The 26,052-nt window shown below is 51.0% G+C and carries 24 protein-coding genes and 1 pseudogene; 6 read left to right on the plus strand and 19 right to left on the minus strand.

Features of this window, described 5'->3' with window-relative positions:
* Window positions 1-15: 15 nt before the first annotated feature.
* From AK95_RS17660 to AK95_RS17695, 8 genes are all read right to left on the minus strand, one after another.
* A complete protein-coding gene (locus tag AK95_RS17660) occupies window positions 16-636 on the minus strand; it encodes a Yip1 family protein (RefSeq protein ID WP_071221215.1) in 621 nt (206 codons plus the stop codon).
* Window positions 617-2,080 (minus strand): gluconolactonase, encoded by a 1,464-nt coding sequence (locus AK95_RS17665; protein WP_071221216.1) that lies wholly within the window; start codon window positions 2,078-2,080, stop codon window positions 617-619. Before AK95_RS17665 ends, AK95_RS17660 begins: the two co-directional genes overlap by 20 nt.
* 10 nt (window positions 2,081-2,090) lie before the next feature.
* A complete protein-coding gene (locus AK95_RS17670) occupies window positions 2,091-3,002 on the minus strand; it encodes a carbohydrate ABC transporter permease (RefSeq protein WP_071221217.1) in 912 nt (303 codons plus the stop codon).
* A gap of 4 nt (window positions 3,003-3,006) precedes the next feature.
* Entirely contained in the window at window positions 3,007-3,975 is a 969-nt protein-coding gene (locus AK95_RS17675; protein WP_071221218.1) for a carbohydrate ABC transporter permease, read from the minus strand.
* A gap of 12 nt (window positions 3,976-3,987) precedes the next feature.
* Window positions 3,988-6,945 (minus strand): extracellular solute-binding protein, encoded by a 2,958-nt coding sequence (locus tag AK95_RS17680; RefSeq protein WP_071221219.1) that lies wholly within the window; start codon window positions 6,943-6,945, stop codon window positions 3,988-3,990.
* A 61-nt stretch (window positions 6,946-7,006) separates the two neighbouring features.
* Window positions 7,007-8,374 (minus strand): ABC transporter substrate-binding protein, encoded by a 1,368-nt coding sequence (locus AK95_RS17685; RefSeq protein ID WP_071221220.1) that lies wholly within the window; start codon window positions 8,372-8,374, stop codon window positions 7,007-7,009.
* Window positions 8,375-8,800: 426 nt separating this feature from the next.
* Window positions 8,801-9,844 (minus strand): LacI family DNA-binding transcriptional regulator, encoded by a 1,044-nt coding sequence (locus AK95_RS17690; RefSeq protein ID WP_071221221.1) that lies wholly within the window; start codon window positions 9,842-9,844, stop codon window positions 8,801-8,803.
* A gap of 219 nt (window positions 9,845-10,063) precedes the next feature.
* The gene (locus tag AK95_RS17695) at window positions 10,064-10,978 is read right to left on the minus strand and encodes a hypothetical protein (protein WP_071221222.1); all 915 of its coding nucleotides are present in this window, start codon (window positions 10,976-10,978) and stop codon (window positions 10,064-10,066) included.
* 379 nt (window positions 10,979-11,357) lie between these two features.
* Between AK95_RS17695 and AK95_RS17700 the strand changes: the two genes are divergently transcribed.
* Window positions 11,358-12,407 (plus strand): S-layer homology domain-containing protein, encoded by a 1,050-nt coding sequence (locus AK95_RS17700; RefSeq protein WP_071221223.1) that lies wholly within the window; start codon window positions 11,358-11,360, stop codon window positions 12,405-12,407.
* An 89-nt stretch (window positions 12,408-12,496) separates the two neighbouring features.
* Here the strand turns inward: AK95_RS17700 and AK95_RS17705 are convergent, their stop codons facing one another.
* Both AK95_RS17705 and AK95_RS17710 read right to left on the minus strand, forming a co-directional pair.
* Window positions 12,497-12,928, minus strand: a complete 432-nt coding sequence (locus AK95_RS17705; RefSeq protein ID WP_071221224.1) for a VOC family protein — start codon at window positions 12,926-12,928, stop codon at window positions 12,497-12,499.
* Window positions 12,929-13,041: 113 nt separating this feature from the next.
* Window positions 13,042-13,932, minus strand: a complete 891-nt coding sequence (locus AK95_RS17710; RefSeq protein ID WP_071221225.1) for a putative RNA methyltransferase — start codon at window positions 13,930-13,932, stop codon at window positions 13,042-13,044.
* A 433-nt stretch (window positions 13,933-14,365) separates the two neighbouring features.
* Between AK95_RS17710 and AK95_RS17715 the strand changes: the two genes are divergently transcribed.
* The 3 genes from AK95_RS17715 (at window position 14,366) to AK95_RS17725 (ending at window position 16,717) form a co-directional block, all read left to right on the plus strand.
* Entirely contained in the window at window positions 14,366-14,881 is a 516-nt protein-coding gene (locus AK95_RS17715; RefSeq protein ID WP_071221226.1) for a DUF6773 family protein, read from the plus strand.
* A 25-nt stretch (window positions 14,882-14,906) separates the two neighbouring features.
* Entirely contained in the window at window positions 14,907-15,104 is a 198-nt protein-coding gene (locus AK95_RS17720) for a helix-turn-helix transcriptional regulator (protein WP_009594955.1), read from the plus strand.
* A gap of 161 nt (window positions 15,105-15,265) precedes the next feature.
* The gene (locus tag AK95_RS17725; RefSeq protein ID WP_071221227.1) at window positions 15,266-16,717 is read left to right on the plus strand and encodes an erythromycin esterase family protein; all 1,452 of its coding nucleotides are present in this window, start codon (window positions 15,266-15,268) and stop codon (window positions 16,715-16,717) included.
* Window positions 16,718-16,860: 143 nt separating this feature from the next.
* On the opposite strand, the gene AK95_RS17730 is transcribed toward AK95_RS17725, so the two are convergent.
* From AK95_RS17730 to AK95_RS17740, 3 genes are all read right to left on the minus strand, one after another.
* Window positions 16,861-17,532 (minus strand): DUF4097 family beta strand repeat-containing protein, encoded by a 672-nt coding sequence (locus tag AK95_RS17730; protein ID WP_071221228.1) that lies wholly within the window; start codon window positions 17,530-17,532, stop codon window positions 16,861-16,863.
* Between the two features lie 143 nt (window positions 17,533-17,675).
* Window positions 17,676-18,164, minus strand: coding sequence for a helix-hairpin-helix domain-containing protein (locus tag AK95_RS17735; RefSeq protein WP_071221229.1), 489 nt, complete (start codon window positions 18,162-18,164; stop codon window positions 17,676-17,678).
* Window positions 18,165-18,201: 37 nt separating this feature from the next.
* Entirely contained in the window at window positions 18,202-18,690 is a 489-nt protein-coding gene (locus AK95_RS17740; RefSeq protein ID WP_071221230.1) for a DinB family protein, read from the minus strand.
* Between the two features lie 112 nt (window positions 18,691-18,802).
* On the opposite strand from AK95_RS17740, the pseudogene AK95_RS17745 reads away from it, so the two are divergent.
* Together AK95_RS17745 and AK95_RS17750 are read left to right on the plus strand one after the other, a co-directional pair.
* A pseudogene (locus AK95_RS17745) lies at window positions 18,803-19,750 on the plus strand (helix-turn-helix transcriptional regulator).
* 185 nt (window positions 19,751-19,935) lie between these two features.
* Window positions 19,936-20,598 carry a CatB-related O-acetyltransferase gene (locus tag AK95_RS17750; RefSeq protein WP_071221231.1) on the plus strand — a complete coding sequence of 221 codons (663 nt, stop codon included), beginning with the start codon at window positions 19,936-19,938 and terminating at the stop codon, window positions 20,596-20,598.
* Between the two features lie 95 nt (window positions 20,599-20,693).
* Here the strand turns inward: AK95_RS17750 and AK95_RS17755 are convergent, their stop codons facing one another.
* The 6 genes from AK95_RS17755 to AK95_RS17780 all read right to left on the minus strand — a co-directional run bounded on the left by AK95_RS17755 (window position 20,694) and on the right by AK95_RS17780 (window position 25,987).
* The gene (locus AK95_RS17755; RefSeq protein ID WP_071221232.1) at window positions 20,694-20,984 is read right to left on the minus strand and encodes a hypothetical protein; all 291 of its coding nucleotides are present in this window, start codon (window positions 20,982-20,984) and stop codon (window positions 20,694-20,696) included.
* 82 nt (window positions 20,985-21,066) lie between these two features.
* The gene (locus AK95_RS17760; RefSeq protein ID WP_071221233.1) at window positions 21,067-22,230 is read right to left on the minus strand and encodes an N-acetylglucosamine-6-phosphate deacetylase; all 1,164 of its coding nucleotides are present in this window, start codon (window positions 22,228-22,230) and stop codon (window positions 21,067-21,069) included.
* A complete protein-coding gene (locus AK95_RS17765; protein ID WP_481855857.1) occupies window positions 22,223-23,011 on the minus strand; it encodes a glucosamine-6-phosphate deaminase in 789 nt (262 codons plus the stop codon). The genes AK95_RS17760 and AK95_RS17765 overlap by 8 nt, the downstream gene beginning before the upstream one ends.
* A 20-nt stretch (window positions 23,012-23,031) precedes the next feature.
* Window positions 23,032-24,060: a Gfo/Idh/MocA family protein gene (locus AK95_RS17770; RefSeq protein ID WP_071221235.1), complete on the minus strand. Its 1,029-nt coding sequence runs from the start codon at window positions 24,058-24,060 to the stop codon at window positions 23,032-23,034.
* Between the two features lie 53 nt (window positions 24,061-24,113).
* On the minus strand, window positions 24,114-25,124 hold the full coding sequence (locus AK95_RS17775) for a Gfo/Idh/MocA family protein (protein ID WP_071221236.1): 1,011 nt from the start codon (window positions 25,122-25,124) through the stop codon (window positions 24,114-24,116).
* Window positions 25,121-25,987 (minus strand): sugar phosphate isomerase/epimerase family protein, encoded by an 867-nt coding sequence (locus AK95_RS17780; RefSeq protein WP_071221599.1) that lies wholly within the window; start codon window positions 25,985-25,987, stop codon window positions 25,121-25,123. The genes AK95_RS17775 and AK95_RS17780 overlap by 4 nt, the downstream gene beginning before the upstream one ends.
* Window positions 25,988-26,052 lie beyond the last annotated feature (65 nt).

The following is a 26,052-nucleotide window of genomic DNA, read 5'->3' on the forward strand; positions in this document are numbered from 1 at the left end:
GGCCTACGGCCTCCTCTATTGCCTGAATAGGATCTCTCGGTAAACGTTGACAACGAACGTGTAAATCTGCTGCATCATGCTCAGCACGAGCGTGCCCAGAAATACGATGATGCCCATAACGATCAGGGTCAGAAACATCGTGACGATCGTTTTGCCGGCCGAGTACTGATGAACCGTCATCGTGCCGACAAAGAGCAGCCCGATAAACCAAATCGCCGCAACCGTCGTAAGCAGATAGTAGAACACAGTCTCTTCTTGCACCATGAACCGGCTCGCCAGCGTCATGGGCGGATAAATCAGCACCATCGGAATCAGGGCATACGCGCTGGCCATCACGATTTCTTTAAACTTCCCTTCCCCGCCCATGAGCGTGGTGACCGACCAGTTGGAGACGCACCACAGAAAGAACGGGAGCACGATATAGATCAGTTCGTCGATGCTGCTCAGCGTTCTCGGATCATTGTAATTGACCAGAAATCCCGCATATTGCCGCTGCAGAATCATGGCTATGACCACAAGCGCCAATACGACATAAGCAACCCCGAGACGTCCTCTGTTCTCATACTTCAGGTCCCAATACCCGTCGAAGGGGTGCACGATCAAATGAAGGGGGAATCTAAGATAATCCTGTTTCATGCTTCCCTTCCCTCCTCTGCTTTCGGTATCTCACCGTTCTATAGACCGCATAGAGCAGCACAACGCTGGTCCCAACCGATAAAATGGTGCCGAAATGCTCCTTCATGACCTCTCTGCGGTAGCGTTTATAAGCAACGGAATAATTTTTGCGGTCCATGCCCAGCTCAAAATATCGAAGGGCTTCCTTGTTCTCCCCCTTCATGAGCTTCGCTTTCCCGATGCCGATATAAGCGATGTCATAGTTGGCGTTGAGCTGAAGCACGCGTTCCCAGTACCTTTCCGCCTCCGCGTCTTCCCCGCGATAATGGTGGCGCACGGCAAGGTCAACCTGTTTCCCGAACTCGGTTGGCTCGAACACGACAATGCTTGCCTTTCCCCGGTCCAGCACAAGCTGACGGTCTCCAAGCCGTTCAATCGCCGCCGGCGTCTTAAACACGCCCAGCTGATTCCCGATGCCGCCGTAGACATACAGCAGGTTTCCGGACTCATCATAGGTGAATACGCGTCCCTGGGTAGAGTCGAGCGCGCTGTAAATCCCGTCGCCAAGCACTTTAATATCAACGAACTTGGAGGGGCCTACCGTTCTCCGATAATAAATATCCCCGGCAACCGGAAAGTAGCCAAAGCGTTTCAGCACATCCTCACCTGACGGATTAAGGCGTTTAATCGGCTCCTTGGACCCGACATCAATATTCGTGGCATAAACGAACCCTTTGGCGTCGATATCCAGATTGGAGAATTCAGTCGGGATGAACAGTCTCATCTGGGCTTTTTGGGCACTCGTTGATACCAGTCGCCAGAAATAATCGCCATAATCGCGTTTTACCTTAATCGTTCCGACGTAACCGAGAAAGGTACCGTTCTCCTCAAACTGCATAATGCCTTCATAAACACCCCGGGCGACAACGAATACCCGCTTGGCTTCATCCACCGTTACTTTCAGCGGGATGAATTGAAAGCCTTGAGGCAGTACATCCGATTCCGGCTGCTCAATGATCCGGACAAGCGCGCCTTCCGCCGTTAATACGACAACCCGCTGATGGTCGGTATCAGCAACATAAATGTTCTCGTCCCCGTCAATGAAGATGCCGGAAGGATTGGCAAAGCCGTCCTCTTTCCCTTCATTCATAAAGGCATCAATGACGCGAACGACATTCCACGCTTCATCGAGGCATACAATTCGTTTGTTGCCGCTGTCCAGCACGTAGATGTTACCTGCCTCTGACACATGCATATCGCTGGGCTCCAAAAACTCCCCGATGCCCAGATCCTTCCCCGTCACGGAGCGTACCGGCAGATAGGCTGCAGGCACGGCAACCGTTTCCTCCCAATAATTGTAGATATAGCTCTCATACGGAGCATTGGCGGAGACGCTCCCCGGCATCAGGCCGGTTAGCAGCAGGGAGGCCGCCGCGAGCGATAGCAACCATTTTTTCGCTGACATGTGATCCCCCCTAATCCTTCATCCCGGATGTGGCCATCGTCTCGATAATCCGGCTCTGCGAGAACAGAAAGAGCACAATCGGCACACTCATCAGGATGACTGCCACGGCCGCACCTGCGCCGGCCCGGGATATACCGCCCAGAATGATCTGATTGGACGCATAGTGCAGGGTCTTGAGCTGCTCGCTGTAAATAAAGCCGTTGCCATCGGTCCCCCATAGGATCTGGAACAGCAAAATAATCAAGGTAAGCCACGCCGGCTTCACGTTAGGCATCACGATGGACCAGAAGATCCGGTATTCACTGGCTCCGTCGATCTTGGCCGCTTCAAGCAGGGCATCCGGTATCTGCTCCATGAACTGCTTCATCAGGTATAGGCCGAGCGAATAACCGAATGCCGGTATAATTACCGCCCAGTAGGTGTCGATCAGTCCCAGCCACGACAGGATCATATAGTTCGGCGTCGCCGTCACGACCGGCGTGAACATCAGCGACAACACCACGATTTGGAACAGGAAAACCTTGCCCGGAAACTTGTGCTTGGCCAGCGGATATGCCGCAGCGGAGGCAAAGATCACGTGCCCGACAATGCCAACGCCGGTAATGAATACCGTATTGAAGATATACCGCGAGAACGGTACCCAAGACTGACCGAGCAGATTGATCAGATCGGAAAAATTATTCCACGTGGGATTGCGGACAAACAACGTGGGCGGGAACAGGAAAATCTCGTCCAGCGGCTTGAACGCATTGTTAATGGCGTACACCAAGGGCAGCGCCATGAAAGCGCCGAACACCGCCAGCAGCGCAAACAGGGAGAAGGTGCCCATGAAGGAACGGTTTACCCGTTTGCTGCGCCCTTTAAGACTTACGTTCAGCAGGCGGCTGCCCCGTTTTTTTGGAAGTTCGTATGTAACCCTCATGCGTCTACTCACCTACCTTGCGCAGCAATTTTTGGACGATCAGGTTGGTTCCCACCATCAGAATGAACAGCACGGTCGCAATCGCCGAAGCAAAACCCATCTCGAAGCGCGTCGTGCCAAAATCGATGAGATGCGTTACGATCGTTTCCGCCGCATAATTCACGCTCGGGAAACCGGCAAGCGCAATCGATACGTCGGCCACGGCAAACGATGTCGTAAGCTGAATGACCGCGCCGAACATGAGCTGCGGCCGCATCGAAGGCAGCGTAATGTACCACAGCTCCTGCCAACGGTTGCGGACCCCGTCCACGGCACCGGCTTCGTAGAGCGTTTTATCTACGGTCTGAAGACCGGCGATGAAGGCCAGAAAGCCGGTTCCGAGGCTGAGCCACAACTGGACCAGAATGATGATCGGCATAATCAACGCTTCGGTCTTCAGCCATTGGATCGGCTCCAGGATGATGCCCAGCTTAATCAGCATGCCGTTCGCTATGCCATAGCGGTCGCCCGAAAAGATCATCAGCCAGATGAAGTAAATGTTTCCGGAGATCGAAGGCGCATAGAAGATCAGAGTCATGAACGCCCGCAACCGCGGACCCAGCTCATTGATGACCCACGCAAACAGGAAACAAGCCAAATAGCTGATGGGTCCTGTAATGGCGGCGAAGAGAAGGGTATTCTTCAGCGCAACCAGAAAGATATCGTCTTCCAGGAACAAACGCGTGTAATTATCCCAACCGACAAACCGCGGAAATTCCAGCATGTTGAAGTACGTAAAGCTGAGAATCATGGAAATAACGACGGGAAAAACGGTAAACAGCGTGAACAGGATCATATAAGGCGCAAGCAAAATATAGGAATGCTTGCTGGCCTTGATCTCCGCCAGCTTCCGATTCCACCATGATTGCGGCTTCACCGGGTGAACAGCGGCAGAGATCGTAACCTCAGGATCCTGAAGGCTGACATTATGCAATTTGGATTCCCCCTATCCCTGCGGCTCGCCGAATTCTTCTTGCTTGGTCCGGATTTCGTCATGAATATACTGCACGGAATCCATCAAGGCCTCCCGCGGCTCGATGCCGCTGATCACCGCTCGGTAGAAGGCATTGAACAGATGTCTGCCCGTCGAATAGCCGCCTGGCACCTCCGGAATTCCCTGCACCCATTCAAATTGTGATTTCAAATTCTCATAATCGGCAACCGGCCATGGCAGACTGTCAAGCGCCTTAATATTCGCGGTCGGATAGCGTGCCGCTGCGCCCATCAGGCCTTCCATCTCGCGGCCAAAGTTGGTCTGCGTTGCATCGCTGGTCCACCATTTCAGGAACTCCCAAGCCGCATCCTTATCCTTTGCATCATCCAGCATCAGCACGGCACTGCCACCGCTTGGAACGGTGCGATCAATCGTGCCGTCCGCCTGAACGGTTCCCGGAACGGGCGCAAAGCCCCATACGCCCCGAATTTCCGGCGCGAACACGGACAACTGGTTATAGGTGCTATAGTCGGAAATGCCGATCGGCATTTGTCCTGTACGGAACCGGTTCGCAAAATCATACTCCCGCTCCAGCTTGTAATCCGTGTAATATTCCGTCCATTGTTTAAAGGCTTCCAGCCCAATCTTGGAATCCAGATCCGATTCCTGATTGTTGTTGCGGTAGAATTGCCCGCCGGATTGCATCAGGAGCGCCGCATACAAGGAATTCGGCGGCAGTGTAGTCCACTGATCCGGTGCCTGCGCCACAACGGGAAGACCAAATTGCATATGATTTTTGTTCAATACGGCAAGCAGGCTGGCTACATCGTCCCAGGTCTTCGGAACCTCAAGTCCAAGCTCCTCCAGCACATCCTTCCGGTAGAACATCATATTGAAGGTTTGCGTCTCGGGCAGCGCATACACGCCGTCCAGGTATCGGTAAGGCACCAAGGCGCTGTCCCTGAATCGGTCCGCTACCGAATCGAAATCATGGAATTGCGTCAGGTCTGCTGCGGCATTCCGCATGGCGAAGTTCACCGGCAGATCATTGCCGATCTGCATCGCGACCTCAGGTCCCTGCCCCGACAAAGTTGCGGGGAGCAGCGTCCCCATGTTGACCAGCTTCAGATTGACGTTAATGCCGGTCTCCGGCGTAAAGGTCTCGTCAATCATCGCCTTGATGGTGTTGGCCTGATCGCGACCACTGCCGATCCATACCGTGATCGAACGCTGATTCTTCGCATCCGCAACATTACCGATATTGTTGTAATCGATGAAGAAGGAGCTGAAGAACGTCGACACCTCATGCTTCACTTTATCACCGGCACCCATCCCGCTCTTGGGCAGCTTGACATCGGCCGAGGCAACATAGAGGGCATCGATCTCGAGCGGCTGCTCCCTAGCCTGCTGAAGCCATGTTCCAAGTCCGCCGGTATTCGTCTTGTAAGCCTCCAGCCTGCGCGGAATCGTATCCGGCTTCGCGATCATCTCATCCAGCTGAAGCGCCATGGTCTTTAGCAGCGCCTCCTGATCGCCGGATTGTCCCGACAGTTCAACCAATCTGGCCGCGATGACTTTCAGTCTGTCGCTTTCGAATCGGAAGATTTCCAGCAGCTCCGGTATCCGCTGCTCCACCCGGTAATCGCGGAATTCATCCGGACTCGTGCCAGTGATCATCAATATTTTGCGGTACATGGCATTCAGGTTCAGCAGACTGTCCTCCACCTCGTGAATAAGCGGAGCGAATTCACCCAGACTCGCCTCGAGGCGTAACACATGCTTACCTTGCTCCAACCGGAACAGATAGGGTTCATCGCCTCCAAGCACGTTCATGCGATATCCGTTCTTAAATTGGAACGGAACGTGGTTCATTTCTTCAAACGGAACCTTCCCGTCGATCGTCAGCTTTCTCGTCGCGTACATGCCCCGCACAAAATTTTGCTGCGATTTGAATGCAATCTTGTAGAGCCCGCTCTCGGGTACATCCAGCTCCCATTCGATCCACTGCCCGGGCAGCCGCCAGTTGAAACCGCCAATGGTATTGATTCGGACCTTCGATGCGCTGTAGGGACTGACGCTCGGGCTCGAACGCTCGCTTAGCGGATACAAGGTCGGTGATGATTTGGCGACTGCATCTTCCCCCTGAATCGTCAGTAAAGTTCCTTCGGTTATTCGAGCTCCTTCAGTCTCATACTGTTGATGCAGCTCGGCGTACGTCAGCGGGCGCTCCTGCTTGAAAAGCTTCAGCTCCCCGATCACCATCGGCTCTCTTGCTGCTGTAAGAGACACGGTATGCTCTCCTTTTTCAAAGTAAAATAGAAACGGCTCCGTGATATATCCGTCCGCATCCTTCAGCACTGCCTCGACCCAGGCCGGACGTTCGATTTGCTTCGGTCTCAGGTCATTGCCCTGGTTATCCTGATCGATGCCGTCCTTGGCGTTATCCCATATCCGGTCGAATTGCAAATAGGCAGCCTCTTGAAAGGGAAGCTTCCCGTCGATGCGGATGGAACGCTCAATAGAGGAGCTCTTTCCTTCCACTGGATAATAGAGCAGGGACAGATTGTACATTCCCTCTTCCTCTACATGAACCTTCCATTCCACCTCCCCCTTCTCCCCCGTAAAAAGCGAGGTTCCAGGATGACCGTCATAGGCTTCCAGTCTGCGGAATTCCCCGCCGTCGGCACGACTGTATTCCGCCGCAGGAATCGTGATTACACGATCAGGTCGACTCTTTCCGTCATGATCCGACAAATACTGGGCATAAGAAATACTTTTTCCCTGCTGTGTGCTGAGTTTGACCAGCGATGCGGGACGTTCCAATGAAAGCTCTGTCCGGCTGTCTTCGGCCTTGATGCCGGATCCGGGTTCATTTCCCTCTCTATTAAAAAACAGAATCAAAGCGGCCATGACCGCCAAAAGAATCAATAGTCGGCTCATCCATTTTTTTAGCTGCACGTGAAGTGTCAATGTTCATCCCCCTGTTCAGGAGAAGGGGGCGCGGCTTTAAGCTTTAACGCCCCCGTCCATCTTATTTGCCCATTTTATCGACAGCAGCCTGCGCCTGTTGTTTATATTTCTCGGCCGTAGCGGTTACCGATTGATTGTTCACGATAATATCCTCAATGAAAGCGCCCGTAGGGTAATCCGTGTAAGCTTCGTCGACCGTGATGACGCCGGTTCCGGCAATATGCTCGCGAATCATGTCAATGTCTTCCTGATTGGTATAGATGCTCTCCAGGTAATCCTGACCCGGATATTCCTCTGTTGGCGGTATATCGAACGTCTCTTCATAAATTTGATAGACGATGGCCGGATCTTTCACGCCCTTTGGAATGAACTTCGCGGATGCGGCGGTATTGGCATACGTTGTTTCCGGCGAGCCTTGCGGACCGCTAGGAATCGGAACCACGCCGACCTCGAACGTAATGTCGCCTAGCATCCATTCCGCTGCCGTAAACATGGCTACATCACCGTCTTTAAAGGTGTTTGTTTCTTCCCAGTTCGTTTTGTTGCCGCTCTTGACTTTAACCACCTTCTCCACGTTGTAGAGGCGGTTCACAAATTCGGCTGCTTCCAATGTTTTCGGATCGGACAAGCCTTCTTTGCCATTGGAATCATCAACGATTTTGCCCCCGTTAGCGGCGGTGAAATGTTTAACCGCATCAATCGCCCAACCGGAGAAGCCCCATACGTCGGTTTTCCCGTCGTTATTCGTATCCTTGGTTGCCTGCTTGGCAATCTCCATGAGTTTATCCCAGTTCCATTCTCCCTTGGCATACAGCTCCTGAAGATCCGGGAGGCCGTTCTTCTTAAATAAATCGCGATTGTAATGAAGTCCAAGTCCGATGGAGGTCGGATTATCGAATCCGTATTCCCCTCCGCCAATGGCAGGATATTTCGTCTGCAGATCGGCTTCGTTATTGATATTGTTCTGATCCGTCGTAAACTCGCTGATCGGCAGGATCTGCCCTTTCATAATAGCCGGCAATGCCGATTTGTACTCCAGCTGCACGATATCGGCAAACGGCTCGCCTGCCAGCACGCTTGTCGTAAATTTATTCATGTACTCCTCAAAGGGAACGTTAACAAACTCGATTTTGCAATTGTATTTCTTCTCGATTTCAGCAATCTTCTCCAGGCGGGCTTTCTCCCCGGCTGTTGTGCCTGCCGGCTTCAGATCCCACCAAGATGCAACCTTAATCACCCGGCCGCCTAGATCTACAGGTTCTGCTTCAGGTTCAGCGGGTTCTTCTTTTGGAGTCTCTGCCGCCGTTTCCGTGCTAGGAGCCGGAGTCGCAGGCGGTGTCTCCGCTTGTTTAGCCCCTCCTCCACTGCAGGCCGTAATCAAAAATAATAAACAGACAAGCAATAAAGAAAGCCCTTTCATTTTTCTCACGCTAAAAACCTCCCCTATTTGTTAAACGCCCTGTTTAAAGCTGCATGTCCCCCAAGATGATGTTGAATGGATTGATTCACGGTTTTCCCTGCTGCTATCCTCGCCCCCCAATCCGTTATCCCTGTTTGCCAAAAAATATATCACTTCGATTGTAATTTCGTCAATATATTTTATGATAATAATAACAATAAACCTAATCAATTATTAAAAATAACATAAATATTTAGTGACAGCGATTACAAATTTATTCTGCATAACTCGGCTTTTTTCGATACATTCCCTTATATATCAACGATATATTTCAAACCAATGCAGCGAACAAGAGCTTTATAAGATCATATAATTTGTTATTTTTTTGTTATGAGTATATAAAAACCCCGATGTCATGGAGACATCGGGGCTAACGTGAGAATATGACAATGCAGCTTAGACTTCATCCGTAACGCGTGTTGCGTTATTCAAATCCCTAACAATGACATCCGCTTGAATTAAAAGCCGCTCGTAATTGGAATCCGGGTTCAATATCCGCCACAGCAATTGATCGACGGCACGCATCCCGAGCAGTTCCTTATCGATGTTGACGGTTGCCATAATCGGCAGGTTATCGTACATATTATCAAATCCGGTCACCTGTACGCGGCCCGGTACGTCGATGCCCTGATTCCTGAGCGCCTCCATGGCGAACATGGCGGTGATATCGTTGGCGCAAACAAACACTTCCGGAAGCTCGCTTCCGGCAAGGGCCTTTTCTAACGCTACGTGTATATTCTCAATCTCCGGGCTGATCAGAGATGGCAGCTGACGATGTTCGATTTTGTAATCGGCCAGCGCGGACGAGAAGCCGATCCAGCGCTCGTAATAGCTCTGGGCATCTTCGATATTGCCGATGAACTGATACTTTTTATACCCTCTGCTGATCAGCTTGGTCATGATTTGTTTCATGCTGTGCATATTGTCGGTGAATACCGTGTCCGATTGAAAAGCCGGGTCCATGTGGTCCACCATGACCACGGGAATGTTCAGCTTCTTGATATCCATTAAATTTTGGGTGGATACCGATCCCACCGTCACAATCCCGAGAATGCCCTGGGGATTTAACAGAGTGAACATATGGTCATTCGATGGCTCCGTTAGCGTGAGAATGTCCAGCCCCTTCTGATTCAGGCGAGCGGATATGCCGTCAAACACTGGTCCCCAATAGGGGGATTCCCGATTTTGATAACGGACATTCGGGAATAGAACAAGCACCGCCCCCGCCCATTTTCTGTTTTCCGGATCTTGAAGCTGCTGGTTTTTCCCCGCGGCTTGGTTCGGCTGATCCTTAAAGTACCCCAGTTGGCCCGCTGCCTTCAGAATCATGTCCCTGGTCTGCGGACTGACGCCCGACTTTCCCGACAAAGCACGGGATACCGCGAATTTAGACACGCCCGTGAAATCGGCAATTTCCTGAATCGTCACTTTCGTTTTCATCGTTATCTACCTACTTAAGTGCGAATTTGTCGTTCATTTCTCGTGTTATTTATGTTAGTTTTTGTTAGGTTACAGACATAATATTATTTGAAAAAGCAGTCAAAGTCAAAGAATATCCTGCATTTTCTTGTTTTCATTTTTACAAAAACAAAAGCTGTCCTCTGGTCATGTTCAGACCAGCAGGACAGCTCCTCTCTTGTAAGAGATAATATTACGATATTATGGTTTCTCCACGAGCAGCGCTTCCCACTGCAAGCCTTCCCCGGTGATTTCGGTCCGGAGGTCGGAGATGCTCTTCAGTGCCTCCTCGCGGCGTGTCTCAAGTGTGATTACCGTTTCCTTGTATAGCTCGCCTATCTTCTTCTGCGTACCGGTTGCCATTTTCGTTATTTCGGATTTTCTTGCAGCATTGCCCTTGGAGATCGCGGTTGTCTGTTCCTTAAACAGCTTGCTGTATTGGCTCTTAGCTGTTGCCTTGCTGATTTTCCCCTGTTTGTACTTCCACATCGGACTGTTCAGATACGACGTACTGGATCCGTTACGAAGCTTCCACATCGGGCTGTTCAAATAGCTTTCACTGACCATTTTGCTGAATTTCCATGCGGAACTGTTCAAATAGCTCGGGGTGATCGTCTTCTTGTATGTCCACATCAGGCTGTTCAAATAATCCTCGTTCATTTCTTTGCTTAGCTTCCAGAGCGTACTGTTCAAATAATCCCGGTCTGCGGCTTTCGCATACTTCCACATCGGACTGTTTAAATAACTTGGATTGATCAACCGTTCATATTGTGTCAGCTTATCCTTTAAATCACGGTTCCCTTCATACTTCAGCTTCAGCTGATCCAGATCTGCTTGAAGCTTCTCGTCCCACTGCTTTTGATCCTCCAGCACTTTTTTCTCCAGCTGATCCAGGGACGCATGGCTTGCATCGTAAAACACCTTATATTTCTTGTCTACTTGTTTCTGGTAATTGTTATACGCATTTACCGTCTTCTTGTTATAGGATTTATACTCGCTCCATACTTGATTCATCCATTTCTGATCCGCTGCGTGAACCGTTGTTTGCGGAAATAGGATCGAGACTGCAAGCAAAAGGCTGCATAGGGTCAATACGGATTTTCGCACCAATCTCATCGAATTTCGCCCCTTTTCTATAGATAGTAAACAAGGGATATTTTACCTAATGGCTTGGTATCTTCCAATAGGAATTCCGAACCCCTAACTTTTAGACTATTGCCTGCTTGCTCCGAGCTCGATTATTTCATAATACATCGTACTTCATTCCCTAGCTCTTTCGCGAAAATCATGCCTTTTTTTCGCAATTCCATTTTTCAAAGTGGAGGATATATACACTTCCATAGTCCTGTAGTCACTAAGTATCGATTAAGTTAGTTAGCTAGTTATAACAGCCCATCTTTGACCAGAAGCGCTTCCAGACGCTTGACCGGTCGAAAAACACACTTATACAATGTATTTTGTAGTATTTTAGCAAATTATAGATGGAGGATTGCAGATGTTGAAGTTCAGGGCACTATGTGCGCCTATACTCCTGGTTGCCTTCTTATTCGTAGGGGCTGGCAGCGCTTCCGCTGGGGTTACGTTTCGGGATATTGATAATCACTGGGCAAAAACGACCATCGAATGGGGCGTCGATAAGGGAATTGTCAACGGTTATGCCAACGGGATGTTCATGCCCAACCAGAATGTGACCGAGGCCGAATTCATTCGCATGCTGGTTGTCGGCATCACGGGCAAAGACCTGCAGGAGAACTATTTGACCGAGCTATGGTCGGATAAATATTATCATTTTCTGCACTTCAAGAACTATCCCGTTCACGGATTCGCAGACAAAACCAAGCGCAGCCAATACATAACGCGGGCCCATGTGGCCGAGCTGATATCCAGCGCCGATGGTGTGAACTACGACGGAAATCAAGCGATTCAATACGTTTTGGGCAAAAAGTACGCACAAGGCCGAATCAAGGGCGAAAACACGATTGAAGGGTATGTAGGAAGCGGCACCATCACGCGCGCCGAAGTGCTTCAGCTGATCAAAAACCTGACTGATCGCGGAATGTCGAACCTGTACGATCGTCCTGCCGTGCCAAGTGCGGAGGCGATGCTTCCGAAGCTGCCAACGCCTTGGGATGTGTATCGGGACGAGATGTATCTCGTGATTCGTCAGAAGGTATTCTCGAATTACAGCGGATACCGCATCTATGACGACGGGTTGAACAAAATTGTGATGACCAGCACGAAGCAAACCGGCGAAACGGATTATGCCGTATCCGTTCAATTCGAGCCGCAGATTATGCAGTTCAGCGGAATCGCACTGTCCAATGCCGCCGATAAAACGCAGCGCAGCATGCTGATCGAGCTCCTCCAACTGTATGGCTTTCAGGTCGATTCCGCCTTCCTCGCGAAGATAGACTCCGCCGAGAAGAACAAGAAGGTGATCGAGCTGAAGGTGAGCGGTAAGACCATCGTGATTGATCCGCTAGTGGCAAGCCCTGCAGGGCATGTCCATATCTACTATAAGTGGTGGGATGGAACGCGGGCGTAGATAAGGGATCTCCCTTTTTGCTATAACCGAATAAGGGCCCTGACGGCAAATCGTCAGGGCCCTTTTTATTATACCTGCAGGAGTGGAATCTACTTCTGCGCTTCAACTTCGGTTGAAATATTCCAGTATACGCCGTATTTGTCCGCTACGATCCCGTAGGCCGGGCTCCAGAACGTCTCCTGCAGCGGCATAACCACCTGACCACCTTCAAGCAGCGCTTCGTAGAACCGCTTCGCGTGTTCGGGTGCATCGGTCATGATGCAGATCTGAACCTGATTGCTGGATTCAACCGGTTGACCGGGAAATGTATCCGAAAACATCAGATCCGTCTCTCCTACCCTCAGCAAAGCGTGGGAAACGCGATCCCTCGCGCTCTCCGGCAGCGGAAAATCAGGGTTCGCCGGCATTTCGCCGAAGGTCTGAACCATGACCATCTGGGCATCCAACGCCTTTTCATAGAATTGAATAGCTTCCTTAGCATTCCCGTCCATAATGAGATACGGATTCAATCGAAGTGTCATGCGATCGTTAACCACCTTTTATTTTCATATTAAAGTAGATAACTCATATTATCTCCCAACAGGATCACTTTAGCAAAATATGACGCAAATCTAGACAGGAACATTACTTACCCTCATATCCATCCATACAGAAGTGTGAAGTCGGCGGTTACCTCCATCTCTCCATCTGGCATCCGTTCAATAACCTCAGGTGAGATGCTCCAGGAAAGTGGCGTCATGTGAATCAGTTGCTTCATCTGATTGGAATCCAGAATGACGCGATACCGAAGCTCATCGAATTCGATCCGTTCAAAGTGACGGATGAACAGCTCCATCGTGCCGTCATTGGAATATGTCTCTTTACCTGTACCTGTATAAAACAAAGCGCGAAGCTCCTGCAAATACATGCTCCCCGGGATTACTTTCACTAACATTCCGTCACTCGTTAGCAGCCGCCTGAACTCCGAATAATTGGAAGGAGACAGAATATTCAAAATGTAATCAAACTGTTGGTCGGCAAACGGGCTCTGAGACAAATCAGCCACGCACCATATGGGGTCCGGGGATGTCTTAGCGGCCGTAACGATGCCCTCTTTGGCAATATCCATACCCACTCCGAGAACGTCCGGCACCATTCGTTGCTCTCGAAGCTTACGTAAAATGGCGGATAGATGGGAGCCCTCCCCGCAGCCTGCATCAAGCAGCCTTACAGACTTCCGGGATTCCCTGGACTTCATTGCCTGGATCAGGCGGCTCGTTACCGCTTCTACCATAGGGCCGAAGAAGCCGCTGCCGCTGATTTTTTTTCGAGCCTCGAACAAAGCCTTATCGTATTTGGTTCTGGGTGTTTGGTTCAACAGGTTTACGTATCCCTGTCTGGATATATCATAGCAATGCCTGTTCTCGCATTCCAGGCTGGCCATCCGTTCTACCTTCATGGCACCGCTGCAAATCGGGCATTGAAACATCTTCTCGTGTATCGAAAGTTTTTGCGCTTTTTTTAACAATTTTTCATTGTTGGACACAGCAAAATCACCCTTTCATTCGATTGAACGCAATGAAAAAGGCACAGAAAAATAAACTCCGGCCGCAGTTGTCAAAAAAATGGGCCGAGCCTACTTTGATCTGTACCTCACATTAACGTAAACGAATGAAATGGATCACGAAAAAACACGCTCCTGACATCAATTCGGGCAAGAGAGATGCCCTAATCCAATTTTAACACGCGGGCACAGAATGTAAACCTCCGGGGCAAGCATCCGGTTCAGCAAAAAATATCAAGAATTAGCTCCCCCTATGGACTATGATGAGTGCTTGAAGCTCTATCCACCTGCTCACTTAAAAAGACAAATATTAAATTCAAAATGACATATATATATTGCAAAAAGACGTAAATACTATTACAATGCATGTATCCAGAAAATCTCAAGAACCTATCTCTAACCAAAGGAAGGAATGATGAGCTTGAATTGGTTTAAGAAGAGCACGGCTGAAGATGAGCGTATCGTCAATCTAAAGAACAAGTTATATAAAGAGGTGTATACCTTGATCATGATCATATGCAGCATATCCGTCATCATCAAATCTTTTGCGCTCCCGCGAACGGAGTCCGTCTGGCTGGAAATGCTGATCATACTGGGAGGAAGCTTATATTTCGGGATACGCAGCGTGGCGCTGGGGATTTACTCGGATGAAGTGGAGGTCCATGACCAGCGGAGCAAAATTTCGTTCAGCATGCGTACGGCGATATGGGGGCTTTTTATCGGTGTCGCACTTGCTCTTTTTTTCGGTATCCGCAGCGCGATCCTGTTTGGCAATGACAACAGTGCGACCGAGCTCAAATATTTCTTTAGCGTTTTTTTCGTTTCACTGATCATCTACATCCCGCTCTTTGTCGGGGGGAATTGGTTGATCCACTACGGCGCCAACAAGGTAAGCCAGAAAATGTCACAGAACGATCCATTCGACTCGTAGAAAGGGATATCAGGGGGACTGCCGCATGAAAAACATCAAATTGAAGATGGCCCGGGTCGAGAAGGATCTATCGCAAGAAGAACTGGCCCAGATCGTCGGTGTCTCCAGGCAGACCATCGGCCTGATCGAGCTGGGGAAATATAATCCGTCACTCAGTCTGTGCGTTGCTATATGCAAGGCATTATCGCGTACTTTGAACGATCTGTTCTGGGAAGAGGATTAAGCGGCCAGCTCATGGCGGCGTTGAACCATCGAGCCGTATTACGGCTATGTTAAGGAGGTGATTCCCACATTCAAGGCAGAAAGCACTTAGTGGCGTGCATCTTTACACGTCCGTTCATACAATTTAATAATCATACGACATCTTATAAGGAGTGATCCTCTGTGCCACTACATAACGCTAGAAAAGCATTCACCGTGTTTCTGCTCACCGCTTCTATTGTAGGAACTTCCCTAATCCCTCACGGAGATGCATATGCTTCTACAGCCGATCCCATCCAAGGCCAGGTTACAGAAGTTAAAACAGCCCGAACTTCGGATGAAAAGATTGCCGAGTGGGAGAATTGGGCCAAAGACCACGCATACCGACTGGATACGATTCAACCCGCCGAGACGGCGGGCGGTCCAAACCAATATAAGGATCTGGCTATGCTAAAACCATTGCTGCAAGATAAACGTTTCGTGTTTCTGGGGGAAAGCTCCCACGGGGTTGGCGAGTTCAATCTGGCTAAGACCCGTTTAATCCAGTTCCTGCATCAGGAGATGGGGTACAACGTTCTGGCCTTTGAGAGTGGTCTTGGCAATAGCTCCTTGGCTTACGGCCGTGCCGGACAGCAGAGCGCGGAACAAACGATGAAGGATTCCGTCTTTGGTGTCTGGTGGTCCAAGGAGATATTGCCGTTGTTCGAATACATACAAACAGCACAAAAGAGCAAGCAGCCGCTCGTGCTGACCGGTTTTGACATGCAGCTGCAGCACCCGCTGTTGGATGGGCAATGGCTGCAGGATCAGGCCATGGCTAAACGGCTAGCGGAAGCGGAGAGGAAATTATCGGAGTACTCTCTTGGTACGGATCTTGCCGCATACCGCCAAGAGAAAAATCAGCTGATTCAAGTATACAAAGATGCCCTAAAATCCTTAAAGACGGAGGCAAACGAGTCTCATCTGAAGCGGCTATATCCAGATAACCCCAAACTGTCCATGCTGCTTGAAAGAAGTTTGAACGACCGGATTCGGGTAGCTCAGGAATATGTGGAGCTCTCCATCAAGTCGACCCTCGGCATGGAAAGCGGGGATTATGCTCCGTTCCTGGAATCGATGGAATGGCGGGATCAGGCGATGCATGACAATCTCATGTGGCTGGCAAACGAAGTATACCCGACGGAGAAATTCATCGTTTGGGGACATAACGACCACATCCGCAAAGCCCAAACCAAGGTGATGGGTTCACCATATCCGGTGACTTTAATGGGAGAAAAACTATCGGATGAAATGAAAAAATACAGTTACGTGCTTGGCCTGTACCCGGCCAGCGGACAAACCGCAGATAACATGGGGAATGTGCATGACGTTCTGCCGGCAGAGCCGGGATCCATCGAATCGATCCTGTCGGCCGCAGGCTCGCCGTATACCTTCGTTGATCTGCGGTACCAAAAGCGTGAGTCAGGTAATTCCTGGATGTTCGAGCCGCGTTTTGCCTATAGCTGGGGTATGATTCCGGAAAGCTTAATCGCCCGCGACCAGTATGACGGTATTCTGCTGATCGATGACGTAAACCCGCCGCAATATATGAGATTCTCCGCTTCATCCAAGGCTTCAGTGCCTGCCGAAGAATAAGGTGCTATCATTTTTCTTAATCATATAAGAGTTTAATAGGTTAACATGCCAAGCATCCCCTGATCGTCTGCTTCTTAGAGCACATAAACTGTGAACTCTGGAGCGGACCAGTACGGGGATGCTTCTTTTTTTTTTCTAGCATGTTATTTTATCGAGATATTCCCCGAGGAGGTTTTGAGTTTCACCACATGCTGCCCGTCACCAGAGCGTCCTTCCGTTTTCCGGTTGCTCTCCTTCCTGTCCTCGAGCGGAACGGCAATGGACCGATGTCCGCTGCCAGATTGCAGCATCCATGTCGCATCAGGCGTTTCTTCATCGAGCTGTATGTTCACGTTTCCGCTCGTCGCCGATACCTCCACATCGTTGTTCAAACGGGTAAACGCAAGCGAGATATTCCCGCTTTTCCCTTTCACCTGGAGGCTGTGGTTTTGCAACCCGGTCCCCGTTACATGGCCAGAAGAGCCGTCAATCACGACCTTCCCTGCGTAATCCGCAGGAATTCTCACGCTGAGCTCCGGCATCCTGCCGATATTCAATATCCGAGTAATATCGTTATCTAAATGAATCTTCACCCGATTGTTTTCCTGATTAACAACGGCCCCTGCGGAACTGCTGTTTCTGAGCAGCGAAACTTCCAATGCTTCCACATCCGCTGTCTCCACGTATAAGGGCGTACTGCCATGGTCGATCTCCAGCACTTCAACCTCCTCAAGCGTTGCACGTTGGAGCTGCTCCTCTTCTTCGCCCCTCGAACCGCATGCACTGAGTAAGATCACGATAAGGATCCAACATATTGCAGCTGCGTATCGTTTCATATCTTTCTCCACCCCTTTTCAACATTGAAGCCATTGTACAGGATGACGCAGCGTCACTTTCAAGCGATTTTTCAATACCGGTAAAAAACAGGAAAAAGACACCGCCTTGTGGCCGTGCCTCTCAATAGGTCAAGTTAAAGATCCTATGGTTGTCCATCTTTGTTGTCGTACCACGATAATGTTGGACGGGTTGGAGGATATCCGTGCTGCTCCCTGAATTGCTTACGCACTTCGGTAAAGTCATGCCAGCTCTTCCCGCTCCCCGGATGATTGGCATGATATACGATGCAGCGAAACGCATCCTCCACGCAAGGATCCACCCAGAAACCGCTGCTCGCTTCCATCCGGTCCGTTAAAGCGGCAGCGTCTTCATCCTTGATATCTTCCAATGCGTAATACCCCAACTGGACTACGCGTTCAGCCACTTTCGGTCCGATCGAAGGAACCGTCTGAAACTGCGCCATTCCCCGGATATATTGGGCGCGGCTATCCGAAACACCAAGCACGCCGGACAATAACTCGATATCCATATGCGCAATATCGCTGAGCTTCATTTTGTTTGACCGCAGCTTTGCTCGCTCTTTGCCGGTTAACGGCAGCTTCGGCGATTTCCCCGGTATTTGTCGCGGCATCCTTCCCCCTCCTGTTCTTAATCAGCACTCCTGACGTTTAATATAAATCGAACATACTCACTTCATAGCCCTGGGCTTTCAGATAATTGAACATTTGCGCCCGGTGATGCTGGGCATGCGTGACGATTTCAATCAGCCACTTGGCTTGGGTTGAACCATGCTCCAAGTAGAAGGGTTTGGTTTTCTTCTGCATAAATTCTTCATCTGTCAGTCCGTCCATGTAAGACTTCACATCCGCAAGTCCCTTCGTCATCCAGGATATCAGTTTGTCCTTGTCCACGCCGTCAGCGGCGATGCTAGCTTCCAGCTCCCGGATCTCCGCTTCGCTCTTCTCTTGCAAAATTAACAGGTCCGTCGCAGGCACCGACACCAGATGATGCACGAGTTCCTGAAGCGATCTCATATTATGGGCAGGCCTGTAATCCCAATGCTCCGGTGAAATTTTGCCGATCAAATTCGAACTGGTCCTAACGATAAGCTCCAGTTCCTCGAACAACAGCTGCTTCATTTCATGCAATTGATTCACGTTTCATCACTCCATTTTTTAGTTATAAGGGGTCTCTGGGTTCTACAGCCAGTATAGCGTATAATGGTGACAACTATTGTCATAATCATCAAACAGATACGGAGCTGATTTTATGTCCAAATCCAAACGTCTCATGGAGCTGATGATGACCGTGAACCGGATGCGGAAATTCACGGTAAGGGAATTGGCCGATCAATTCGACGTGTCCTCTCGCACGATCTTGCGGGACCTGCAGGAGCTGAGCGAGCTGGGCGTTCCCCTCTATTCCGAGGTAGGACCGCACGGCGGATACCAGGTGCTCAAAGAACGAATTCTCCCCCCGATCGCCTTCAGCGAGGAAGAAGCCGTTGCGATGTTTTTTGCCAGCCACGCCCTGCGTCACTATCTATTTCTTCCCTTTGAAGCCGAGTCCTCTACCGCGCTTCAGAAATTTTATTATTACATGCCCGGGGATGTGCGCGACCGGATTGACCAGATGAAGAACCGGGTGGATTTTCTGACGCATACAAGGCAGCAGAAGGTTGAATCTCTCGGGGTTCTGCTGGATGCCGCCGTCGACCAGCGGGTCGTTACGGTGTTATACGAGAGCAGGGAAGGCTATGCCGCGCGTAGCATCCAGCCCGTGGGCATCTATGCAAGCAACGGCTTCTGGTATTGTGCCGCTTATTGTTTTTTGCGGGAGGATTTTCGCCTGTTCCGTTGTGACCGCATGCAGACCGTGGTATATGATACAACCGGAATCGAGCCGCGGGATCACCGGCATATCCATCTGGGCAATTGGAGGGAATACGGGGCAGAGAAATCAGTCTATACCCGGATGGTCGTTGATCTGAGCCGGGAAGGCGTTCAGCGCTGCGAATCCGAATTGTGTCCTGTTCCCCATATTGACATGCAACCGGATGGTAGCGGACGGCTTGATCAGAACGTCCCTGCCAGCGAGCTTTTGTATTTTGCTAAATTTTTCCTCTGATTAGGAAATGAAGCCACGGTGAAGGAGCCGCAGGAGCTGGTGGATTGCATGAAGGGGATTCTGAAGAAGGTTATGGCGAAGTATGATTAGAGGTACCCAACATGACTTGTAAAGCATGCGTTTGACGAAAAGATCAACCTTTTGTTACAATCTCACCAATACTGAGGAAAAGGATGAGGACGATGGTTCGTCGCTTGATCAGGTTTAAGAATGTCGCTACTGTATTAAGCTTCTAAGTAAAAATGATCTATTCTACTTAGAAGCGAGGTATAAGAATGAAACAACATCGGTTCGAACACTGGTCCGAAATTAAGTATTTAAAGGATATTGTCACTAACCCAATGATTACAGTAGGAGAATACTCTTACTATTCCGGTTATTACGATTTTCATGATTTTGAAGATGGTTGCGTTAGATACCTTTGGGGGGATGAGAAATCCCGAAGGTTGTTTAATCCCATCGAAGAACATGGTTGGCATATAGATAAATTGATTATTGGCAATTACGTATGCATTGCAAGTGGTGTTGTTATATTGATGGGTGGAAATCACAATCATCATCCTGAGTGGATAACCGTGTATCCTTTTGTCGATCAGATTGAAACTTCTTACGCACCAAAAGGCGATACCATCATCGAAAGCGATGCCTGGATTGGAATGAATGCCATGATTATGCCAGGTGTGACCATTGGCGAAGGTGCTATTGTGGCGGCTGGTTCGGTTGTTGCAAAAGCTGTCCCGCCCTACAGTATCGTGGGCGGTAACCCTGCCAAAGAGATAAAGAAACGCTTTACGAATGGAGAAATTGAGAAGTTAAAGGAAATGCGATGGTTCGATTGGGAACGCGAGAAAGTTGAACGAGCCGCTCAGATCTTGTCCAGTTCTTCTGTAAATCAATTATATGACTTTTATCAAAAAGAAATAAAACCATACGTTTAAAACGTTGCATTAGAAAAAAACGGATGCAGATATCCCTTCTTGAATTCAAGAAGGGATATTTTTTACGTGGTCTCTGCAGTTGCATTCATTACAACCTATGGACCCATTATTAGATATCCTAAAAAGGTGTAGATAAAATAAGAGAATAGCGCAAGCGCATTGCAGGTTATTAATAACAGGTCCTTGGCTGAATCGGTTACGTCATAGGAACGTATGGATAGCGCGATACCAAATGGCGGAATAACGACAGTGGACAGAAGTCCATAAAAGTGAAACCAGTGCCCGTCGCGGATAAACAAAATCTCTATAGTGAACAAGAGGATAGGCAGCACAAATGTCCACAATGAGATTTGCCGTACAACGGGAACTCTCCATTTCAATGGCATGTCTTCTCTCCCTCCTGTTCCATGATAAGGAAAAACCCAGATCGCAATCTGGGTTTTGGTTACATTTTCTATATTTTAACATCTAACAATCCCCTTGGTAAACTGAACGCCCTCCCTTGACGGTCTCCACTATGCAGAGGCACCCCTTGCGCTTCTCCAGCACTACGAAGTCGGCCTGTGCTCCTCTCATTAGGCCATAGGGTTCCGCTTGCCCCATCGCCTCGGCGGGCCGCATGGAAGCCATGTCCCAAGCTTCAGGAAACGTGCACAGCCCCGACTGAGCCAGCCGCCAAACCGCATCGGCAAGCATCATGACCGAGCCTGCCAACAGCTCGGGCTTGCGGGCGAGATGCAATCGGCCTTCCGGCGTTAAGACAACATTTCCGCCGATATGGGTCTCGTATTCTCCTGGCGGCATCCCGCTTAAATAGACGGCATCGCTGACGAGCAGCGCTTTGGACGACTTGGCGCGGAGCATCACTTTGATGACCGAATCCGGCAGATGGTTCCCGTCCGCAATGATTCCTGCCCACAGCTGATCTTGCGCAAGCTGCTCCCATATATAATTCGGATGCCGCGGCAGCGTCAGATGTGCGCCATTGCCAAGATGAGTAGACATCGTGGCTCCTGCTTCCACGGCTTCCCGAATTTGCGCAGGCGTCGCAGCGGTGTGCCCGATCGATACGACGATTCCCGATTCGACGCATGACCGGATAAAACTCGCGGCATCGGGCCACTCCGGCGATAGGGTGACGATCCGAATCCGGTTCCCCGATGCCGCCTGCCATCTCGCAAACAATGCCCAGTCCGGCGCCTTGATATACCGGGAATCATGCGCTCCCCTTGGGCCTTCCTCCGGAGAAAGAAAAGGACCCTCCAAATGTATACCGCCAATAGTTGAACCGACCGCTTCAACCTCCAGGCAAGCCGCGTCGATAACCCGCAGCAATTCCTCGATCTCTTCGTCTCCGTTGGTAATGACGGTGGGGTAGTACAGCGTTACGCCTTTCTCCCATAAGCGCCGGGTTGCCTGAATGATCGTATCCGTTGTGAGCGGCAGCGAATTGAAATCATGTCCGTAACCGCCGTTAATCTGAAGATCGATCAAACCGGGAGCGATCCACGTCTCCTCTTCACCATCGTGAGGAAGTATCCGTTCTATCCGGCCGCCAGAGTCCCATTCTAGCCTTATTCGCTCCCCTGTTGCGTAATGACGGCCCATACGAACAAGTTCATGGCTATCCATTCCGGATTTCCCCGTACGACTCCCGGTCCACGTACAGCGTGCAATCCGAATGCTGCCGAAGAATGCTGGCAGGACAAGCCTCGCTTATATCGCCGTACAGCGTCCTTTGTACCGCCGCTTGCTTGCTTGCGCCCGGAACGACGCAGAACAGGTGGGCAGCCGACATTAAGGCCGGAATGGTAAGCGTAAGCGCGTATTTCGGAACCTCCTCCAAGCTCGGGAAACAGCCGTCATTCACCTGCTGTCGGCGACAATCCTCGTCCAGCTTCACCCGCTTTACCCATAACGGATCCGCAAAATCGGCAACGGGCGGATCGTTGAAGGCGATATGCCCGTTCTCGCCAATGCCGAGGACCACCATATCGATCGGCACAGCGGTAATCAATCCGCTGTACCTGTCGCACTCCGCTTCAGGATCATTCATGCCGTCGATCAGATGCACCTCTCCTGGAGATACGAGATCAAACAGCCGCCGGGATAAAAAGTTCCCGAACCGCTGCGGGGCCGACTTGGGAAGCCCGATGTATTCGTCCATATGAAAAGCCGTGACTCGGCTCCAGTCCAATCCGTCCGATTGCACCAGCGCCGCCAGGCACTCATTCTGGGACGGGGCGGCTGCAAAGACGATACGAATGCGCTCTTTCTCGGCCAGCAGGCGCTGCATGGCTGCACGAATATCAGCGGCAGCCGCCTTCCCCATCGCCTCGCGCTGGTCATAAATGCGGACCTTCAGTTGATCCTGAACTTTTTCAAGCACAGGCTTTACGCTGCGCTGAGACATCATAAAGTCACCTCCATCCCCTACAACACCGGTGTTCCGATCTGCAGTTCGATTTCCTTGCGCTGGCGGGAAGCCTCGTAGGTGCCGAGAATAATCTCCAGCGAATGCCTGCCGTCCTTCCCGGTGATAACAGGCTGTCGGCCTTCGCGAACGGCAAGCGCCATATCTCGAATTTGCAGGCGATGACCGTCCGGTATGACTTTAAATGGCTCGAACTCAGGCAGCTGAATCTGCTGGCCATCGATCTCAAGGGATACGATCGTATCCTCTTCAATGACGAGCACGCCCTTATCCCCATGGATGACCAGCCGCTGTCCTTTGCCGTCGCAGGCCGTGGTCGTGATCTCCAGCACGCCGAGCGCCCCGCTCGCAAATTCAAGCGCAGCGATAACGGTATCTTCGACCTCGATATTGCGCAGCACGGCCTTGGCCTTTGCAGTCAAGGACGCAACAGGGCCTACGAGCCATTGCAGCATATCCACCGTATGGATTCCCTGATTCATCATCGCCCCGCCGCCATCCATGGCCCAGGTCCCGCGCCAGCCCGCACTGTCATAATAGGCCTGATCGCGGTACAGCATGACATAGGCCGAGCATAAACTGAGCTTCCCGAGCCGTCCTTCCTGAATGACCTGCCGGGCATACACGGCCTGCGGGGACATGCGCCTCGGAAAGACGGTTGCGAGCAGCACTCCGTTTTCCGCACACACCTCAATCATGCGCTCGACATCGTCAAGCCGGATCGCCATCGGTTTCTCCACCAGCACATGCTTGCCCGCCCGGGCAACCATCGCCGTCTGTTCTGCATGCATGCCGCTTGGCGTGCAGATACAGACGACCTCCACATCCTCGCGTGCCAGCAGTTCTTCCAAGGTGTTGCAGATGTCTCCTCCGTACGTTTCGGTAAGCTTGACGGCTGATTCCCGTTTCGTATCGAATACGGCGGCAAGCTCAGCCTCCTCCGTATTCAAGATGCCCTTCGCATGAATATCCGCAATAATCCCGCAGCCGATCATACCGAATCGGACGGGCAGCTTTTCCTTTGTCATGTTGCCTACGCCTCCTCCACACGCTCTTTTTCAATGAAAGCCGTATACATTCCCTATTCCCGGATCAGGATCCGTGCTCCCTCATCGGCCATCACCGTAGACTCCGAGGCTTTGTAAATATCTTCATGCGTGATGATCCCCTCTTCCCCCTCCACCCGGTTCAGGAAATCCTGTGCAAGGGAGAGGGGCGGCGGTGTCAAAGGCAAAGAACGCAGCTCCTGATCGGTGATGACAAGCGCAACCTCATCACTCGATAATAAGGGATCGCCTTCCAGCCGAATTTCCGCAATGCCGTGCGTCCCCGTAATGAATATCCGGCCGTCTCCCCAAGTCCAGCTGCCGGCGGGCGTATGCCAGTCCGCGTACAGCTGTGCCGTGATCCCGCCATCCATGAATACCTGCACGCCGGCTGCGTCATAGAAGGTCGGGTATTCAGGCAGCATATGCTTCGCCAGATAACCGGATGCAGCCTCCACCTCCCGGCCCGTCAGCCATCGTAACAGGTCAAAATCGTGCACGAAGAGATCGTTAATGATGCCTCCGGATTGCGACTTGTCAAAATGCCAGGCTGGCCTCGATTCCGGATTCAGCCGATGCGGCTTACGCATCGAGATGTGGACGATGTCCCCTAACTCTCCCGCCCGGATCATCCGATGAATGGTATGCAGTGAAGGGCGGAAGCGCTCGGTCAGCATCATCCCTACCTCGATTCTTCCCCGCTCCAGAACGCCGCGCAGCCGGGTCAGTCCCGCCCGATCTGTCACGGCAGGCTTGTCGATCATGACGGGCTTGCCGTGCAGCTCGCACTGCTCAATGACATCCATCTTCTCATGGTTGATAGCCGCGCAGCCGATAACACTCACGCCTTCGTCGCTCAGCAGCGATCCCTGATCCCCTGTCAGTTCCAGACCGTACCGGTCGGCAAGAGTACGGGCCAGCGGCATATTATCCGGTTCGTATACGCCAGCGCATTCGTAGCCCAATGCCAGCATCTCCTCGATGAACATGCCGATGTGGGCATGCTGGCAGCCGATGATTCCAAATTTCCGCGCGTTCCCCGTCATCCGATCGACACCTCCACAGCCTGCAGCCACTCCTTGATGACCGACAGATCATAAGCAAGCCGTTCCTTCGGCGGATAGGGAGCTGCGCATTCCAGCGTAAGCCAACCCCCGTATCGGTATTCCCGAAGTCCCCTGAGCAGCCCGCCGTGATCCACTTCTCCTTCACCAAGGCGGCACTGCAGGAAGAACTCTTCCCCGTGACGGGTCAAATTCTTGAACGTTCCCGGGCCGCCCCCCTGCGCGATCCGCCGTTCATCCTTAATGTGCACATGGAACAAACGGCTTCCCAGCTGCCGGACCGACTCTTCCCCAAATTCCGTGTCGGTGATGTACATATTCCCTGCGTCATGAATCAGACCAACCTGGTCATCGCCGATCATATCCAGCAGTCGCAGAGCGCTATCAGTCGTCTCCACCAGGCTCTGGTTGTGAATCTCCAGCACGATCCGTTTTCCCGCAGCGCGGGCTTCCTCCGCGCATTTCCGAATCCAGAAGGCCGCTTTGGCATAATGATAATCCTCTGCCAGGAAGGCATTCGGCCCTCCCTGAAAGATCCGGATCATCCCCGCCTCCAACATTACGGCGCGTTCAAGCAGACCCATAAACTGATCGTAAGCCTCAGCGCATTCCGCATCTCCGCTTGTCGAGAAATGTCCCATATAACCTGCCAATGCAGGAATCTCCAAGCCATGGCCTTCCGCAACAGCCTTCATTTCGCGAACCCGCGGCAGCGAAGCTTCCGGAATTAAGTGCGGTTCGCGGCAGGCAATTTCGATTCCGTTAAAACCGAGCCCGGCCGCGATCGACATCGCTTCATGGATGCTGTAATCGATTAACGATCCGCTGAATGCCGCTATTTTCATCTTCTTTTTCATCCTTTCCATCACAGACATGGCCCCTTCTGGAGCCAACAGTAACGTTAGTAACG

Source organism: Paenibacillus sp. LC231, assembly GCF_001860525.1.
Taxonomy (GTDB): domain Bacteria; phylum Bacillota; class Bacilli; order Paenibacillales; family Paenibacillaceae; genus Paenibacillus_AQ.

Excerpts from the sequence above, each read along its gene's own strand:
- AK95_RS17660 (WP_071221215.1), bottom strand. The coding sequence starts at position 636 with ATGAAACAGGATTATCTTAGATTCCCCCTTCATTTGATCGTGCACCCC.
- AK95_RS17755 (WP_071221232.1), bottom strand. The coding sequence starts at position 20,984 with ATGCCATTGAAATGGAGAGTTCCCGTTGTACGGCAAATCTCATTGTGG.
- AK95_RS17720 (WP_009594955.1), top strand. The coding sequence starts at position 14,907 with ATGAAAAACATCAAATTGAAGATGGCCCGGGTCGAGAAGGATCTATCG.
- AK95_RS17765 (WP_481855857.1), bottom strand. The coding sequence starts at position 23,011 with ATGTCTCAGCGCAGCGTAAAGCCTGTGCTTGAAAAAGTTCAGGATCAA.
- AK95_RS17780 (WP_071221599.1), bottom strand. The coding sequence starts at position 25,987 with ATGAAAATAGCGGCATTCAGCGGATCGTTAATCGATTACAGCATCCAT.
- AK95_RS17735 (WP_071221229.1), bottom strand. The coding sequence starts at position 18,164 with ATGCCGCGACAAATACCGGGGAAATCGCCGAAGCTGCCGTTAACCGGC.
- AK95_RS17775 (WP_071221236.1), bottom strand. The coding sequence starts at position 25,124 with ATGACGGGGAACGCGCGGAAATTTGGAATCATCGGCTGCCAGCATGCC.
- AK95_RS17690 (WP_071221221.1), bottom strand. The coding sequence starts at position 9,844 with ATGAAAACGAAAGTGACGATTCAGGAAATTGCCGATTTCACGGGCGTG.
- AK95_RS17730 (WP_071221228.1), bottom strand. The coding sequence starts at position 17,532 with ATGAAACGATACGCAGCTGCAATATGTTGGATCCTTATCGTGATCTTA.
- AK95_RS17770 (WP_071221235.1), bottom strand. The coding sequence starts at position 24,060 with ATGACAAAGGAAAAGCTGCCCGTCCGATTCGGTATGATCGGCTGCGGG.
- AK95_RS17750 (WP_071221231.1), top strand. The coding sequence starts at position 19,936 with ATGAAACAACATCGGTTCGAACACTGGTCCGAAATTAAGTATTTAAAG.
- AK95_RS17665 (WP_071221216.1), bottom strand. The coding sequence starts at position 2,080 with ATGTCAGCGAAAAAATGGTTGCTATCGCTCGCGGCGGCCTCCCTGCTG.
- AK95_RS17760 (WP_071221233.1), bottom strand. The coding sequence starts at position 22,230 with ATGGATAGCCATGAACTTGTTCGTATGGGCCGTCATTACGCAACAGGG.
- AK95_RS17715 (WP_071221226.1), top strand. The coding sequence starts at position 14,366 with ATGAGCTTGAATTGGTTTAAGAAGAGCACGGCTGAAGATGAGCGTATC.
- AK95_RS17695 (WP_071221222.1), bottom strand. The coding sequence starts at position 10,978 with ATGAGATTGGTGCGAAAATCCGTATTGACCCTATGCAGCCTTTTGCTT.
- AK95_RS17705 (WP_071221224.1), bottom strand. The coding sequence starts at position 12,928 with ATGACACTTCGATTGAATCCGTATCTCATTATGGACGGGAATGCTAAG.
- AK95_RS17670 (WP_071221217.1), bottom strand. The coding sequence starts at position 3,002 with ATGAGGGTTACATACGAACTTCCAAAAAAACGGGGCAGCCGCCTGCTG.
- AK95_RS17700 (WP_071221223.1), top strand. The coding sequence starts at position 11,358 with ATGTTGAAGTTCAGGGCACTATGTGCGCCTATACTCCTGGTTGCCTTC.